The 16,001-nt window shown below is 51.9% G+C and carries 9 protein-coding genes and 3 pseudogenes; all 12 read right to left on the minus strand.

The features are described 5' to 3' along the window. Positions 1-18 precede the first annotated feature (18 nt). The 12 genes and pseudogenes from FAH67_RS11175 to FAH67_RS11225 all read right to left on the minus strand — a co-directional run bounded on the left by FAH67_RS11175 (position 19) and on the right by FAH67_RS11225 (position 15,470). Positions 19-1,008: an NAD(P)H-dependent glycerol-3-phosphate dehydrogenase gene (locus FAH67_RS11175; protein ID WP_003681507.1), complete on the minus strand. Its 990-nt coding sequence runs from the start codon at positions 1,006-1,008 to the stop codon at positions 19-21. A gap of 135 nt (positions 1,009-1,143) precedes the next feature. Then, positions 1,144-1,566: a CpsD/CapB family tyrosine-protein kinase gene (locus FAH67_RS12430; RefSeq protein ID WP_003681505.1), complete on the minus strand. Its 423-nt coding sequence runs from the start codon at positions 1,564-1,566 to the stop codon at positions 1,144-1,146. Then, positions 1,559-3,199, minus strand: coding sequence for a GNVR domain-containing protein (locus FAH67_RS11180; protein WP_424036463.1), 1,641 nt, complete (start codon positions 3,197-3,199; stop codon positions 1,559-1,561). Before FAH67_RS11180 ends, FAH67_RS12430 begins: the two co-directional genes overlap by 8 nt. Positions 3,200-3,298: 99 nt before the next feature. Further along, positions 3,299-4,365: pseudogene (locus FAH67_RS11185) on the minus strand (polysaccharide biosynthesis/export family protein). A 43-nt stretch (positions 4,366-4,408) separates the two neighbouring features. Then, positions 4,409-6,310, minus strand: coding sequence for a polysaccharide biosynthesis protein (locus FAH67_RS11190; protein WP_003681495.1), 1,902 nt, complete (start codon positions 6,308-6,310; stop codon positions 4,409-4,411). Positions 6,311-6,418: 108 nt separating this feature from the next. After that, positions 6,419-7,594, minus strand: coding sequence for a DegT/DnrJ/EryC1/StrS family aminotransferase (locus FAH67_RS11195; protein ID WP_172459166.1), 1,176 nt, complete (start codon positions 7,592-7,594; stop codon positions 6,419-6,421). A gap of 130 nt (positions 7,595-7,724) precedes the next feature. Then, entirely contained in the window at positions 7,725-8,966 is a 1,242-nt protein-coding gene (locus FAH67_RS12290; protein WP_003681493.1) for a NeuD/PglB/VioB family sugar acetyltransferase, read from the minus strand. Beyond that, a pseudogene (locus FAH67_RS11205) lies at positions 8,959-10,129 on the minus strand (glycosyltransferase). The gene FAH67_RS12290 and the pseudogene FAH67_RS11205 overlap by 8 nt, the downstream one beginning before the upstream one ends. Before the next feature lie 19 nt (positions 10,130-10,148). After that, positions 10,149-11,219, minus strand: coding sequence for a glycosyltransferase family 4 protein (locus FAH67_RS11210; RefSeq protein WP_003681489.1), 1,071 nt, complete (start codon positions 11,217-11,219; stop codon positions 10,149-10,151). Continuing rightward, a pseudogene (locus FAH67_RS11215) lies at positions 11,216-12,524 on the minus strand (O-antigen ligase family protein). The gene FAH67_RS11210 and the pseudogene FAH67_RS11215 overlap by 4 nt, the downstream one beginning before the upstream one ends. Before the next feature lie 42 nt (positions 12,525-12,566). Continuing rightward, positions 12,567-13,994, minus strand: coding sequence for an oligosaccharide flippase family protein (locus tag FAH67_RS11220; RefSeq protein ID WP_003682250.1), 1,428 nt, complete (start codon positions 13,992-13,994; stop codon positions 12,567-12,569). A 168-nt stretch (positions 13,995-14,162) separates the two neighbouring features. After that, a complete protein-coding gene (locus FAH67_RS11225; RefSeq protein ID WP_112890761.1) occupies positions 14,163-15,470 on the minus strand; it encodes a nucleotide sugar dehydrogenase in 1,308 nt (435 codons plus the stop codon). Positions 15,471-16,001: the final 531 nt, after the last annotated feature.

Here is a 16,001-nt window from a genome sequence, read left to right on the forward strand (position 1 = left end):
GGCAGACGGCGCGACCGTTTATTCGAAGCGCGCGCTTCGTTCCATCAGTCGTTCAACGACTTGCTGCGGGGTCATTTCTTTGCGGATGAGCTGCAGCAGGGTTTGAGTGATGGGCATATCGATTTGGTATTTGGCAGCGGTATTGAAGACTTCTTCAATGGTGCTGACGCCTTCGGAAACGTGGCCGATTTCGACAAGCACTTGATGCAACTCTTTGCCTTCTGCGAGGCCGAGGCCGACACGGCGGTTGCGCGAGAGTGCGCCGGTACAGGTCAGGATAAGGTCGCCGATGCCTGCCAAGCCCATCATGGTTTTGGGTTGTGCGCCCATGGCGATGGCAAGGCGGGTGATTTCGGCAAGGCCGCGTGTTACTAAGGCTGCGCGTGCATTGAGGCCGTATTCGAGGCCGTCTGAAAGGCCGGTGGCAATCGCCATGATGTTTTTAACGGCACCGCCCACAGCGACGCCGATGACGTCGGTGCTGCCGTACAGGCGCATTACGTTGGTGTTCAGTTGGGCAGTGGTTTCTTCCACCCAATCTTTGTTTTCGGAAGCAAGCACGATGGCGCAAGGCAGTTGGGCTGCAAGTTCTTGGGCAAAGCTCGGGCCTGAGAGAACGCCGATTTTTTTATTGTTAGGCAGGACTTCTTTCAGTACTTGGAAAGTCAAGAGGCCGGTATCTTGTTCAAAACCTTTGCAGGCGGCGAGAACGGGAATATCGGCGGCGTCATGCTGTTTGAGCAGTTCGGCGCTGCTTCTGAGGCCGGCTACGGAGGTCACGATCAGGGCAAGTTGGCTGTCTTTCAGTGCTTCACCCAAATCAGCGTGAACGGTCAGGGACTCAGGAAAAGGGAAGCCGGGCAGGCCGCGTTTGTTTTCGCGATCTGCTTGCAGGGTGCGGATTTGGTCGGGATTGCGTGTCCAAAGTGCAACTTCATTGTTGTGGTGCGCAAAGTGCAACGCGAGAGCTGTACCCCACGAACCTGCGCCGATGACGGTAATTTTCATGTTTCTCTTCCATATGGGAACGGGGCTTACTTTAAAACAAACGGCTTTGGGGTGCAAGGGTGGCGTTTGTGAAAAATATTTTGTGCCGTTTCAAAAGCCTTAGGCCGTCTGAAAGTTCAGACGGCCTGCTTCGGTTTATGATTTATTGTTACCGGAATGGTAGGCATCGTAGGCGTAGTAGTCGTAGCTGTTGTTGGCTTCGCGCTTCATGCCGTTGAGGACGACACCTTTGATGTTGATGTGGTTTTGTTTGAGGCGTTCGACGCTGGCCTCAAGCTCTCGTGCACGTGTGTGTGCATAGCGGCTGATCATCAGGACGGTGCCTGCATGTTGGCCGATGATGACGGCGTCGGTAACGGCCAATACAGGCGGCGTGTCCAAGATGACGTAATCGTAGCGTTGGCGTGCATGGGCGAGCAACTCGTTGAAACGGTTGTCCATCAAAAGCTCGGACGGATTGCTGGGATAGCTGCCGCTGCTGATGAGGTGGAGGTTTTCAATGCCGGTCTCTTGTACGGCTTTGGCCGGAGCCGCTTTGCCGTTGAGGATGTCAGACAAGCCGAACTCGGGGGGTAAGGCCGAAGAGTCGGTCGAGGTAGCCTTTGCGCATATCGGTATCGATAAGCAGAATGCGTTTTCCTGACTGCGCCATTACGGTGGCAAGGTTGGCGGAGATAAAGGATTTACCTGCTTCAGGCGCGGCACCGGTAATCATGAGGATGTTGTTAGGTGCGTCCAGCATGGAGAAGTAGATATTGGTACGCAGGGCGCGGATGGCTTCGACGGCCGTGTCGGCGCGGTCTTCGCTGGCCGGCAGATAGTTGGAACGGCCGCCGGTTTTCTTGAATTTGCTTTTGAAGAAGTCGCGTTTTTGCTGGGTTTTGGAGTGCGGAACAAGAGCGACGACTTCCAAATTGAGGTTTTCGATTTCTTCGGATGAAGTAATGCCGTTTTTCATGCGGTTGCGAATCATCAGCCACAAAGCGGTCAATGAGCCTGCGGCAAGTGCGCTCAGGAGTGTGATGACGGCTTTGCGCGGGGCAACGGGGTTTTCAGGGACATAGGCATAATCGACGATGCGGACATTACCTTGCGCACTGGCTTTCATGATGTTGAGTTCTTGTTGTTTGCTCAACAGTTGGACGTAGGTTGCTTGGTTGGTTTCTACGTCGCGAGTCAGGCGGATAACTTCTTGTTGGGTATTCGGCAACTCGGCGATTTGTTGGTTGATTTTGTTTTTAGCACGCTCGAGGACGGCAAGTTTGTCCAATACGGCTTTATAGGAAGGGTGTTCCGGCGTGTACAGCTCGGCCAAACCTGCTTCTTCGGTTTTGAGCAGGGTAATTTGGGTTTCGATGCCGGTCAGGCTTTCCAATGCGCCTTTGGACTCGAGCGGAATGTCGAGGGAGCCTGATTGTTGGCGGTAGGCATTGAGTTTGTTTTCAGCATCTTGCAAGGTTTCTTTCAAGCGTGGCAATTCTTCGCTGATGAAGGCCAAACCGCTGGATGCAACTTGGACGTCGCGTTCGCGGTTTTGCGCAACGTAGTTGTCGGCAATGCTGTTGAGGATGACGCTGGTACGTTTAGGGTCGGTGTCGGTAAAGGTTAGGTTGATGATGGGGCTGGTTTTACCTTTGCTGATGACCGCCAGTTTGTTTTGGATGTTTTCGATGGCGCTGATGCGCGAGAACTTGGTCAACGCAAATTCTTGGCCCGGATTGGCCAGGATTTGATCAATTTTGAGGGTGGTTTGATTGTTGATTTTCAGAGGTACGCCAACCTTGCCTTCGACGACGTGTTTGTCAGGCAGGGTAAGGGTATAGGCCTTGTTGCTCTTGGCGGTCAGCGTGAAGGTTTTGTTGAACCATTCGTCTTGTACGGTAAAGCTGCCAACGGTCAGTTTGGGATCGGGGTCGCCACTGATGTTGTGCATCAGGCTGCCGATAACGGGTGTGTATTTGGCTTTGACTTCTTGGTCAAGCTGAAGGTCGTCAACGGTTTTACCCAGCACCAAGCGTGATTGAACCAGCTTGACTTCTGCTTCAGACGGCGTGGTTTGGTTGTTGAAGATGCTGTTGATTTCGGTCAGGATTTGGTTTTGTTGCGTTTCAATTTCCAGCATGGCGTCGGCACGGTATTGCGGAGTGGATGCTAAGCTGAAGGCTGCGCCAAGAATACCGCCTGCAAGCAGGGCGGCACGGCTTTTGTATGCCGTTTATGTAATTGGCTTGGATTGTGCGTGATTTTGTATCCTGCTGTCAAACAAGGGTCTGACAGCAGGAACCACTGTTTATTTAAGCGTATTGTCGAGGGTATTGACGTTGCTGATGGAGTTGGTAATTTGTGACATTACGCAGTTCCAACGGGTAACCGGGGCGGCGGTAACGTAAACGGTGTCTTCCGAACGCAGTTTGAATTCGCTGCCCAGTGCGTAAGAAGTCGCATCTTTCAGGTTGAGCTGATAGATGTGGATAGGTTTGGCCGCATCTTCTGGTGCGCGGCGGATTACGAATACGCCGGTTGCGTCGGCATAGTTTTGGTTCATACCGCCGACTTCTCCGAGCGCTTGGGTCAGGTTGAGGCCGTGATTGCCGATCGGCAGTGTGGCTTGTTTGCCGACTTCGCCCATGATGTAGATTTTGTTGTTGCTGCTGTTAGGAACGTAAACGATATCGCCATGGCTGAGGAGATGGTTTTGCGACATATCGCCGTACTGCAGCATGTCTTGCAGGGAGATGGTGCGGTCTACGCCGTTGTGCGTCCATTTGATGTGTTGGGTGTCGGCACTTTGGGTGACGCCGCCTGCTTGGTTGATGGCACCGGATACTGAAATGCGTTGCGAACGGAATTCGGTAACGTTGATGGCTACTTGAGGGTTTTTGATGTAGCGTTTCAGAAGGTTGGTCAGGGTGTTTTGCAATTCGTCCAAAGTTTTGCCTTTGGCTTGAATTTTGCCTGCCAATGGGTAAGTAATATAACCGCCCTCATCTACCCAGGCACCGCGGCTGACTTGGTTTGTGGGTTGCTTTGCTGGATAGGGGAGTTGAGGTCGGAGTGCGCCCAAACCATGATATTGAGGACGTCGTCGCTGCTGATGCGGTAGCGGTAAGCGCTTTTGCTTTACTCCAAACCTTGGTTGTTTTGGGAAAGTACAGGCGGCTTGCGCATTTTTTCGATCAGGTTGGGCGTGATGGGGTAAACGGCAACGCGGCTGTCGAGGTTGGTGTCGGCTGCGGTGTCGGTATCGGTGTAAACAATGGTTTTGGTTCTGGTTTTGATGGTTGAACCAGGAATGACTGTCGTGCTGTTACAGGCAGTCAGTGCGAATAAAGTAAGCAGGGAGAGCGTTTTTTTCATGTAATAGTCCTTGCGGGATGGTGTCCGGGCCGTCTGAAAGTGTTCAGACGGCCTTATTGTTTTGTTGCCAAACCAAGTCGCAGATACCGTCTTTGGGTACGAAGCCTGTCGGTGCGCGCAACAAAAGCTGGCGCAGGCTGTTTTGGTCGCTTTGGAGACAAGCGGTTTGGAGTTCCGACAGTATGTCAGATAATTGCGTCCATGGAAGCATTACTTCACTGGCGGTCATAATACGGGGATGAGTGGTTTTTTGTACCTCGTCGCCGATGAGCAGTTCTTCATAAAGTTTCTCGCCCGGGCGCAGGCCGGTAATCTTGATTTCGATGTCGCCGTGTGGGTGTTGCTCGTCTTTGACTTTGAGGCCGCTGAGGACAATCATTTGACAGGCAAGGTCAATGATCTTGACGGATTCGCCCATGTCGAGGACGAATACGTCGCCGCCTTTACCCATTGCACCGGCTTGGATAACCAGTTGCGCCGCTTCGGGAATGGTCATGAAGTAGCGGGTAATGTCTTGGTGGGTCAGGGTAATCGGGCCGCCTTCGGCAATTTGTTTTTCAAATGCGGGGACAACGGAGCCGGACGAACCCAATACATTGCCGAAACGAACCATGCAGAAGCGTGTTTTTTGTTCCGGCACGGCGGCAAGGGCTTGCAGGCAGAGTTCAGCCATGCGTTTGCTGGCGCCCATGGTGTTGGTCGGACGGACGGCTTTGTCGGTGGAAATCAAAACAAAGGTGGAAACGCCCGCATCTACGGCAGCCTGTGCACAGCAGAGTGTGCCGAACACGTTATTTTGAATGCCTTCGATGGTGTTGAACTCGACCATAGGGACGTGTTTATAGGCTGCGGCATGATAAACAGTGTCAACGTGATAGGCCTTCATGATGCTGCTAAGGCGTTCTTTGTTTTGAACCGAACCCAAAAGCGGTACGACTTCGACTTGGCTGCCTTGTGCTGCTTGGGTTTCGCGCAATTCTTTGTCTATGCTGTACAGGGCAAATTCGGACAATTCAAACAACAGCAGTTTGGTCGGACGGCAGTTGAGAATCTGACGGCAAAGTTCGGAGCCGATAGAGCCGCCTGCGCCAGTCACCATTACGACTTTGTCGCTGATGTCGGCGCTCATCAATTCAGGGCGCGGTGCCACAGGGGCGCGGCCGAGCAAATCGACCACAGAGATTTTTTTCAATGAGCTGACGTTGATTTTGCCGTCTACCAAATCTTTCATGCCCGGAATGGTCAGGACTTCGCATTTGTATGCTTCGAGACGGCGGATGATGTCTTTGCGTTCTTCCGGTGTAGAACTTGGAATCGCCAGCAGAATTTTGCGGACGCCGTAGCGGCTGATCAGCATCGGGATTTCATTGGGGTTGTGGACGGCAAGGTCATAGATGACGGTACGTTGGATTTTCGGGTTGTCATCGACAAAGGCGATGGCCGAATATTCGTTAACCTGTTTGATGGCTTCCAACAACTGGCGGCCGGATTGGCCTGCGCCGTAGATGATGACGGGGATCATCTGTTTGCGGTGATGGTCGGTCAGAATCGCGCGCAGGATCATGCGTGAGCTGGTTACGCCGACCACCAAGACCAAGAAATAGACGATGGGCAGGGCAAGATGCAGTTTTTGTTCAAAAATCAGGGTGGTCAGGCAGAACAAGACCGCTGAAATGATGCTGCCGAATGCGGCTGATGTCAGGACGCGGATGCTGACGAAGCGCGTGACGGCGCGATAGAGGCCGATACGGATGAAAAGGATGATGGTCAGCACAGCGGTGCTGCCGAAAGCCAGCCAGTTGGCGATACTCAACCATTCGTCGGAATATTGCACTTTGAGGCTTTGGGCAAACCAAAACGCCACGAATATCATCAAGATATCGTGGATGACGAAGAAGGCTTTTTTAAGGTTGCGCGGCAGAACCAGCAGGGTTTCCAAGTTCATTTTATATTTCTTGTGTCTGAGTGTTGTAATGTGGTTTGGTATGGATTGTTTGAAGCAGGCTGTTTTATTTTTTCAGACGGCCTGAAGTTGCAGGCCGTCTGAAAATGATTATGCCGTGGCTTCAGTCAATACGGCTTCGATGTGTTCTTTGCAGAACGCGATTTCTTCGCCGGTCAGCGTCGGATGCACCAAAAACATCAGGCCGGTGTCGCCCAACTCGACAGCGTTTTTCAGCCGCTCTTTGGGTCGCCACGGCGTGTTGTCGAAGGCTTTTTCCAAATAGACTTCGGAGCAGCTGCCTTGATAACAGGGGACTTTGCGTGCGTTCAGTTCGTTCACGATGCGGTCGCGCGTCCAGCCGTCTTTCAGGTGTTCGGGTTTGACGAAGGCGTAGAACTTATATTGCGCGTGTTCGATGTAGTCGGCGACTTCAATCAGGCGGATGCTTTTGAACTTGCCCAAACTTTCCGCCAGTTTGGCGGCGTTTTCTTGGCGGCGCGCCGTCCATTCGGGCATACGTTTGAGCTGGATGCGTCCGATTGCCGCCTGCATTTCCATCATACGCCAGTTTGTGCCGAAACTTTCGTGCAGCCAGCGGAAACCCGGTGCGTGTTCGCGGTGGTACACGGCATCATAGCTTTTGCCGTGGTCTTTGTACGACCACATTTTTTCCCACAAATCCTTGTCGTTGGTGGTTACCATGCCGCCTTCGCCGCCGGTGGTCATAATTTTGTCTTGGCAGAACGACCACGCGCCGACGTGTCCGATAGAGCCGACGGATTTGCCTTTGTATTTCGCGCCGTGCGCTTGGGCGCAGTCTTCGACAACCCAAAGATTATGTTCTTTTGCCAAAGCCATAATGCCGTCCATTTCGGCGGGCATACCGGCAAGGTGAACCACGATAATCGCCTTGGTATTCGGGGTCAGCACGGCTTTGACGGTTTCCGCGCTGATGTTTTGGCTGTTCAAATCCACATCGGCAAACACCGGATTTGCGCCCGCGTTCACAATGCAGGATGCGGAAGCCAGGAAAGTGCGCGAAGTAACAATCACATCGTCGCCCGCGCCTATGCCCATTGCTTTGAGCGCGACATCGAGTGCCAATGTGCCGTTGGAAAGGGCGACAGCGTATCGCGTGCCGGCGAAGGCGGCAAATTCTTTTTCAAATTCGCGGCATTCGCTGCCCGTCCAGTAGTTGACTTTGTTGGACAGCAGGACTTTGGAAACGGCATCGGCTTCTTCTTGGGTGAAGCAGGGCCACGGGGAAAGGGAAGTGTTCAACATGATGGTTTGTCCGTCGGGTTCAGACGGCATTTCCGACCCTATGCCGTCTGAAGGGGGCGTGTTCCGAAGAATCGGGCGCGCGCCGCAGGTGTTGTCAAAATCGGTCTGTACGGGGGTGTATTTTAATCGCTTATGCTGTCGAGGTCTCGGGGTTTTTGCGCGGCAGCGGCTTTGCCGGGTTGCCCGCGACGGTTATGCCGTCTGAAACGTCGCGCACGACGACTGCGCCCGCTCCAATGGTTGCGCGGCTGCCGATACGGATTTGCTGGCGGCTGCACGCGCCCGTGCCTATCCAGCTTTCTTCGCCGATACGCGTGTTGCCCGACAGGTGCGCGCCCGGGCTGATGTGGACGAAAGCGTCAAGCAGGCAGTCGTGATCGATGGTGGCGGCAGTGTTCACAATCACGCCGTCTTTCAATACGCTGCCGGCCTGTACGACTGCCTGAGCCATCACGACGCTGCCCTGACCGACGGTTGCCGACGGAGAAACGTATGCAAGCGGATGAATCAGGACGGGCAGTTTAAAACCCAATGCGGCGGCGCGTCCGGCGATTTGGCGGCGGATGCGGTTGTTGCCGACGGCGACGGCGATGTCGAATTGTTCGGGCGATAAACCGTTTTCAAGCAGCAGCGTCGTGCCGATGACGGGAAAGCCGTCGATACTGCCTTGTGCGCGGTCGTCCAGAAAAACGATTTCGCCGTATGTGCCGAGTGCGGCGGCAAGGTCGGCAACGACTTTTCCGTGTCCGCCCGCGCCGACGACGGCAAGTTTGCGTTTTCCTGTGAAAGGGGGCATGGTGGCTTCGCCCTGTGCGGAAATCCCTTCTTTAATCAAGACTTTTCTGACTGTCAAAAACAGGATTTTCATATCCAGCCAAAAACTGTAATGGTCGATATACCAAACATCGCAGGCGAATTTTTCGTCCCACGAAAGCGCGTTGCGCCCGTTGACCTGCGCCCAGCCGGTAATGCCGGGTTTCATTTCGTGGCGGCGGTTTTGGAAGTTGTCGTACAGCGGCAGATATTGCATCAGCAGCGGGCGCGGGCCGACCAGGCTCATCTCGCCTTTTAAGACATTCCACAGTTCGGGCAGTTCGTCCAAGCTGGCGGCACGCAGTTTTTTGCCGAACGGTGTCAGGCGTTCTCCGTCGGGCAGCGGAATGCCGTCTGAATCAAGCGCGTCGCGCATAGAGCGGAATTTAATCATTTTAAACGGCTTGCCGTCCTTGCCCGGCCGCTCTTGGATGAAGAACACGGGCGAACCCAGATTCTTGCGGATGAGGTACGCCAAAATCAGGAAAACGGGTGAGAGGACAATCAGCCCCGATGCGGAGGCGGCAATGTCGAACAGGCGTTTGAAAAATTTATTCATCAGCTAATCTTTCAATCAGGTTGACGATTTTTTGATAGGCAACGTCGCGTTTGAAGCGGCGGACGATTTCGTCGGACTGAACGGGGTCGTTTTTGCGTTTCAAAATATTTTTGGAGGCTTGAACGAAGCTGTCCACGTCGCCGGAACGGTAGTTTTCGTGCGGCAGCAGATTCATGAGGTCGAGGACTTCGGCATTGTTCTGACTGTTCAGAATCGGTTTTTGCAAAGCCATATAGTCGGAGAGTTTGTTGGTAACCGACTGCATGGCGTGGCTATGGATGGCGTTGACGGCAATGTCGCACGCTTTGGCAATCGACATCATTTCAGAATAGGGTAAATAACCGTAAAACTTGATGGCGCGATTTTCATATTGTTTGAGTTTCTCCAAATCGGGTCCTCCGCCCATAATGTGCAATTCGACGTTTTCGCCGTCGTCTAAAAGTTTCCGAACACCTTTGCACACGGTTTCCACGTCGTAGCTGTAACTGAGCGTGCCCAAGTAGAAAAGGCGGACGGTTTTGGAGCGGAATCGCGGGGGGGGGGGGGGCGATGGCGGCAAAATCCGTACCGATATAGACGGCTTCGCCGGGTACGTTCGGATTGGCTTCTTTGGCGCGGTCGAGATAAGTCTGCGATACGGCAACCAGCGCGTCGGCGCAGCGGTAGGCACGGTTGGCGCGTGAAGCAAAGGGCAGCAGCTTGTGCGGTACTTTTTTCAAAAACGGTACGACCGAGGAGAAAGACTCCGGCCATACGTCCTGTACATCGACAATCAGTTTGTAGCCCAAACGCGCTTTGTGTTTGCCCAACAGCAGGTTGGTGGCAATCAGCGGATAGGCGGAATAGACGATGTCTTGTTCGCCCGGCCGGCAGTTTTTCAGCCATTGCTCAAAATTTTTGACGAAGCGGTAATGGCTGGCAACACGTTCTAAAGACACGTTTTTGCCGTAGCCGCTTTCTTCCAACAGCATGACTTTCAGACGGCCTTGCGAGGCGGCCTCGGCATCTTCGGGCCGTCTGAAGGATTTGTCGTAGTGGCGGAAACGGCTGGTAATCAGCAACACGTCGTGCGATTGCGACAATCGTTCTGCCAGATACCAAAAGCGGTTGAAATACGGTTCGGACGGCAGCGAGCAGTAGGGGGCGACTATGGTGATGTTCATCGGCGGCTTTCAGACGGCATTACATGGCATACGCCGCCATGGTGGTACGGTAGATTTCGTCGTCGGAACAGAGTGCGGCGACGTGTGCGTGCAGCCTTTTGCCCATTGCTTCGCGCAACTCCGGTTGTCTGACGAGCGTGTCTACGGCGGCGATAAAGGCTTCTTCGTCGCCGAAGGGGATGCAGTAACCCGTTTCCCCGTTGACGACCATTTCGGAAATGCCCGCCATATCGTAGGTAACGACGGGCGTGTCGTAAAGTCCGGCTTCCAAGATGTTGTTGCCCACACCTGCGCCGTGGTCGCCGATGCAGTGGGGCGTGTTCACTAAAATATCCACGTCTTTGAAGTAGGCGGTCAAATCGCGCACGCCGCCGAGGAAGGTAATTTTGTCTTCAATGCCCAAACGTTTGGCTTGGGCTTTGAGGTTGTCCATTTCTTCGCCGATACCTGCAACGTTGAGGCGTACAGGCATGCCGCGGTCAACCATTTTCTTCAAAATATCCAACATCAGATGCACGGCGCGGACGGTGTCCAAACGGGAAAGCGTGCCCAGTTGGACATAGTCTTTGACCGTTTTTTCAGGAACGAAATCTGCTTTGTGCAGGGCGTTGTAAGTGTAGGTGATGCGGTTGGCAGGGAAACCGTAACGGATGAGTTTTTCGCGTTCGTGTTTGCAGTTGCCGATGATGTACACGCCCAGCTTGTCGAAAAGCTTGGCAATTTTCGGATAAGTTTCCGGATCAAGGCCGCGCGCGTGGTAGAACACTTTGGTTTTCGGCGAGGCAAACTTGGCCGCAATGGCGCAGGCCGGAACGATACGCGCCATTTGGCAGTGAATCACATCAGGTTTTTCTTTTTTCAGCAGTTTCATATAGGCAAACATGCCTTTGACGTAACCCAAAAGACCGCCTTGGTAAAAATCAATCGGCTGCCAACGGATGCCCAATGCTTGCGCTTCCTGAATCAAAGGGCCGTCTGAAGAGGCCAATACGATATCGTGTCCGCGTTGTTTGAGCAGGCGGCCGAGGCGGAAAGTGGCGTTTTCAGTGCCACCGAGGCCGGACATGGAGGTAGTCAGGATGATTTTCATGATGGTTTCTTCGTATTGTATAGTGTTTCGTTGTATGCGTAAGCGGCCATATCTTTCAGTTTGGGCGCAACAAATACGCTGTAAATAAAAATCAGCAGGCAGGGCAGCCAGATAAACGGCATACGCAAAATGGTGGACAGAATAAAACCGGCCAGCAGGAAAATGCCCAAGGCAACCCAAGCCAGTACGCGTGATTTATTGGTTAGTGCACGGCTTGAGGCAGTGTAGAGGAAATAAAACGCTACAAATGCAATAAAGCCGAGCAGGGAAATTATGCCGAAACCCAAATACAGCTCGATGATGAAGCTGTGCGGATTTTCAAAACCCAGGCTGTTACTCAAGTGGCCGCCAAAATAGTCGCGAAAGTTTTTAGGACAGTAGCCGGTCAGCAGCAGGGGCGGATTGTTCCAGAAGTAGTTGTAAATCTCCTGACGGTAGGATACGGAGTTGTCGCTACACAAGTCGTACAGAAAGAGGTACACGCGGCTGGAAAAGCGTTCCAAAAACCGGTTGCCGTTGAGCGACAGCAAAAATTCCGCAATCGCGCGTGACGGAATCATCGACAACACCAATGCCAGCAAACCAGCTACGCCGACTGTAATAAAACCGTTTTTGCGATAGGCCGTATAAACCAGCAAAATCAACAGGTAACAGCCGATGGCTGTACGCGATACGCTGGCGAAATGGCCATGCCCAACAGCAGGAACAAACCCCAGCACAGTAATTTTTTTTGTGCTTTCGTCCTTGTAGTTGGAAGAAAAACAAAATGGCAGGCGCAAGGCAGACTGCGGTGGCGGCAAGGTTGTTCGGGTTAAAGAACAAGCCTTTGAGCGAACCTTCGTCAATAGCCAACTCATCGCCGGCACTCACAAACTGAATACCGGTGGCCAACTCTGCAAACGGCGGCACGGCGATAAACAGCGTAAATACGATGAGGAACTTCTGAATCGTTCCCAAAGGGTTGTCGGCGCGCTTCAATACTTGGTAAAACAAGTAGAAGAAAGCCGGAATCGCCATAAAAAACAAAATATCCATGTACTGCGTCGGCGTCAGCGACGTAATACCCATGTGGATGGCAGGCCAGATGCACATGGCGGTCAGGGCGCAGAGCATGGCAAAAATCTTGCGCGGAATATGCTTGCTTTCCAGAAAAAATACGACAAAACCAAGCAGTACAAATATCAGGGTCAACGGGTTGTCGATACGTGGCACGCCGACCTTAAAGGACAGCGCAGGCCCCAGCATATAGGCTGCGAGCATGATGTATAGGATGCAAGTGTATAAGTTCAGACGTTTTATTTTCATGGTCGTTCTGTTGTTATCGTAGAGACGTGAATCTCAGGTTGGCTATTTTGCCGAACGGTTTAATTTGGCTTTGATTTTTTCGGTTGTGGTAAATAGTGCGTGTTTGTATTTTAGGAACAGGAAACCCAGTCCGACTGCCCATGCCAGCGCAAACCAAATGTAGTTGTCGCGCGTACCCAGCCAAGTGTAGGCAAGGCAGATCATCAGGCAGAGTGTTGAGTTGGTATAAATCTGCAGGCGCGGCAAAGGTTGCCACAGGCGTGAAGAGAATTCGGTTTTAAAGATGAAAAACAGCCAAAAAGCCGTTGCGCTGGCCATAGCCGCACCTTTTGCACCGAATTTTGGTACCAGCAGATAGAGCAGGGCGGTATTGGCGATAAAGGCAACGATGTTGATGACGGTAATCAGCCAAGTCGATCGGACGACGTTCAAACCGATGCCGCTGACTTCGGTCAGCGTGTAAAACAGGGGGAAAAGCATACACGAGAGCAGGATAAATTGAACCTGCGTGTATTTTTCCGGCAGTATCCAAGTCGCCATCGGCGAGAAAATCCCGATAAGGCAAATCATTGCGCTGATGAGGACGGTCATGGAAAGCGTGATGTCGCCGATTTTGTCCAGATTGGTTTTTTCTTCTACCCATTTGAACACCAAAGGCGCCCAAATGGTGGAAAACACGCTTTGGAAAATCAGGGCGACGGCGCCAAAGCTGACCGCCATCGAATAAATGCCCAATTCGTCCAAGCCCGAGATGTTTTTGAGGACGAAGCGGTCAATCGAAGTCAGGCCCCAATAGGCCAAGTTGCCGAATGCCAGCGGCAGGCCGTAGCGCAGGCCGTCCCGATGCAGCTCGGACGACCATTTCGCATGGGAAACGGCTTGCAGGTCTTGGCGCAGCTGATATATCAACAGTACAACGGTCAGCACTTGGGCTGCGGTATAGGCAAAAACCAGCGAAGTGGTATTGGCAGGCAAGCCGGAGGCAATCACGGCAAAAACCAACACCAGAATCAAGAATTTCGGCGCAAGCTGGCTGACGGAAAAAGCCAATGCCTGCTCTTTCATCCGCAAAATCAGGGCTAAAAAACGGGTAATCAGCGTGGTGGCCAAGAAAATCAGAAAGAGAATCCCCAAATTTGCACTGGGGATGTCAAAAATGATTTCAGACGGCCATGATGCGTTTATCAATAACACTAAAACCACAACCGCCACCGTCAGAATCAATGGCGATAAAAAAACGGATTTGAACAGCGCGGCCTTGTCTTTAACGGCGTAATAGTCGCGAATATAGGATTGGTCCAGCCCCAAGCCCAAGAGCAGAATGCTCAGTCCGGCAATGGTCTGCAAGAGTACGATACGGCCGATGTCTTCCGCAGGGAAGTACCATGAGATGAGTGGCAGGGAAAGCAGGCCGAAAGCGGCGCTTCCTAGCGGGCCCAATGCGAAGCCGAGGATTTTTTTCGCGTTCATATTATTTGTTTTCAGACGGCCGGAAGTTCGAGCTGAGCGTTTTTCGTAAGGTATGTGTTGTTACCGTTGCCGGTTTGCCAAGGCCGTCTGAAAAACAAATGGCCTTGGGAAACCGGCCGCCGTCCCGGTTGGGGAAGCCGGAGGCAGCCGGATGCGTCTGAAGCAAGATTATGCTTTGATGACTTTAGGATTTTTTACTGGGAATTTGCCGCGTGTATCGACAATCAGCTTGGCATGTTCGGTGATCATGTCATAGTCGAATTTGTCGTGATCGGTGGTCAGAACCACGCAATCGTATTGGGCGACAGTTTCAGGGGTCAGCGCTTCGCTCTTCAGGTCGAAGTAGTGGTGGCCGGGGATGTGCGGGAACTCTGGAACGTGCGGGTCAGAGTAGGAAACCACTGCGCCCAGTTTGTGCAGGCGGTCCATGACTTCCACAGACGGGCTTTCGCGCATATCGTCCACGTTTTTCTTGTAGGCGATACCCAATATCAAGATTTTGCTGTCTTTGATAGAACGGTTGTGGTCATTCAAAGCCAGGCCGACTTTTTCGATAACGTAGTCAGGCATATGGGAGTTCACTTCGCCGGCCAGTTCGATGAAGCGGGTGTTTACGCCGTATTCGCGTGCTTTCCAAGTCAGGTAGAACGGGTCGATAGGGATACAGTGGCCGCCCAAGCCAGGACCCGGGTAATAAGCAACGAAGCCGAATGGTTTGGTTGCAGCGGCATTGATGACTTCGTGAATGTCGATGCCCATTTTGTCGGCAACAATTTTCATCTCGTTCACTAAGCCGATGTTTACGGCGCGGTGGATGTTTTCCAGAAGTTTGGTCAGTTCGGCAGCTTTGGTGGAGCTTACTGGAACAACTTTATCGATGGCAGGTTGGTACAGCGCAAGGCCGACTTCCAAACAAGCAGGGGTATGGCCGCCGATGACTTTTGGAATGGTACGGGTTTCAAAGTTAGGGTTACCCGGGTCTTCACGCTCAGGAGAGTAAACCAAGAACACGTCTTGACCGACTTTCAAGCCGCCTTCTTCCATGCGTGGCAACAATTCTTCTTCGGTAGTGCCAGGGTAGGTGGTGGATTCCAAAGACAGCACTTGACCGGCGCGCAGGTAAGGTTTTACCGCATCGGTAGTGTCGATCACAAAGCTCATGTCCGGCTCGCGGTATTTGTTCAGTGGAGTCGGTACGCACAAAATGACGGCTTCTACTTCGCCGATGCGGGAGAAGTCGGTCGTTGCTTCAAACAGGCTGTTGGAAGCAGCGGCAATTTTGTCGGAAGGGATATGCTCAATGTAGCTTTCGCCTTTGTTGAGCTTGTCGACTTTGTTGGTGTCAATGTCGAAACCCAAAACTTGGTAACCGATATCCACATAGCGCAACATCAGTGGTAAACCGACGTAGCCTAAGCCAACGATGCCAATTTTTGCGGTCTTATCGGCAAATTTTTGTATCGTAATGTTTTTCATGATGTCTTTCGTTTAAGGAATGAGTAAATCGGGAGTGTTTGCCCGATGTCTGAGTTGTTTGCTGCAACCGCATAGCCATAGCCGGCTGCCGTATTGTGTGAAGCCTTAAAATCATACTTATAATTACATTAGACAAAATCATAAGCACTTATCTGATTCGTCTCAATCAAAAAAGTTTAACGGTCGTTCAGACGGCCTGTAAGGTATGAAAAAGGTATTTTTGAATATTGAATTTTTAGAAATTACACTCAACTAAATGTTTTAATTTTAAATATTGCTTTGTCAAATGCATGGTTCATGAGATTAAACTACCGTTTATGCCGTTTAAAACTCTTCTAGAATAAAAACTTTTGATAAATTTTCATGGCTTAACTTATCTTAATAATCCATTATTTCGTGATGAAAAAAAGGAAAATTTGTCGACAATCAGCTTGAGGATAGTTCACACAAGTCAAAGTTTTAAATTGGAATACGCTAAAGCCATTATAATATATTGACGAAAAAAGCACATTTATTGCTATGTAAATAATA

The sequence above is a fragment of the Neisseria flavescens genome (assembly GCF_005221285.1).
Taxonomy (GTDB): domain Bacteria; phylum Pseudomonadota; class Gammaproteobacteria; order Burkholderiales; family Neisseriaceae; genus Neisseria; species Neisseria flavescens.

Bases quoted from the DNA above. Each gene is read 5' to 3' on its own strand.
- FAH67_RS11210 (WP_003681489.1), bottom strand. From the start codon at position 11,219: ATGAAAATCATCCTGACTACCTCCATGTCCGGCCTCGGTGGCACTGAA.
- FAH67_RS11225 (WP_112890761.1), bottom strand. From the start codon at position 15,470: ATGAAAAACATTACGATACAAAAATTTGCCGATAAGACCGCAAAAATT.
- FAH67_RS11195 (WP_172459166.1), bottom strand. From the start codon at position 7,594: ATGTTGAACACTTCCCTTTCCCCGTGGCCCTGCTTCACCCAAGAAGAA.
- FAH67_RS11190 (WP_003681495.1), bottom strand. From the start codon at position 6,310: ATGAACTTGGAAACCCTGCTGGTTCTGCCGCGCAACCTTAAAAAAGCC.
- FAH67_RS12290 (WP_003681493.1), bottom strand. From the start codon at position 8,966: ATGAATAAATTTTTCAAACGCCTGTTCGACATTGCCGCCTCCGCATCG.
- FAH67_RS11220 (WP_003682250.1), bottom strand. From the start codon at position 13,994: ATGAACGCGAAAAAAATCCTCGGCTTCGCATTGGGCCCGCTAGGAAGC.
- FAH67_RS11175 (WP_003681507.1), bottom strand. From the start codon at position 1,008: ATGAAAATTACCGTCATCGGCGCAGGTTCGTGGGGTACAGCTCTCGCG.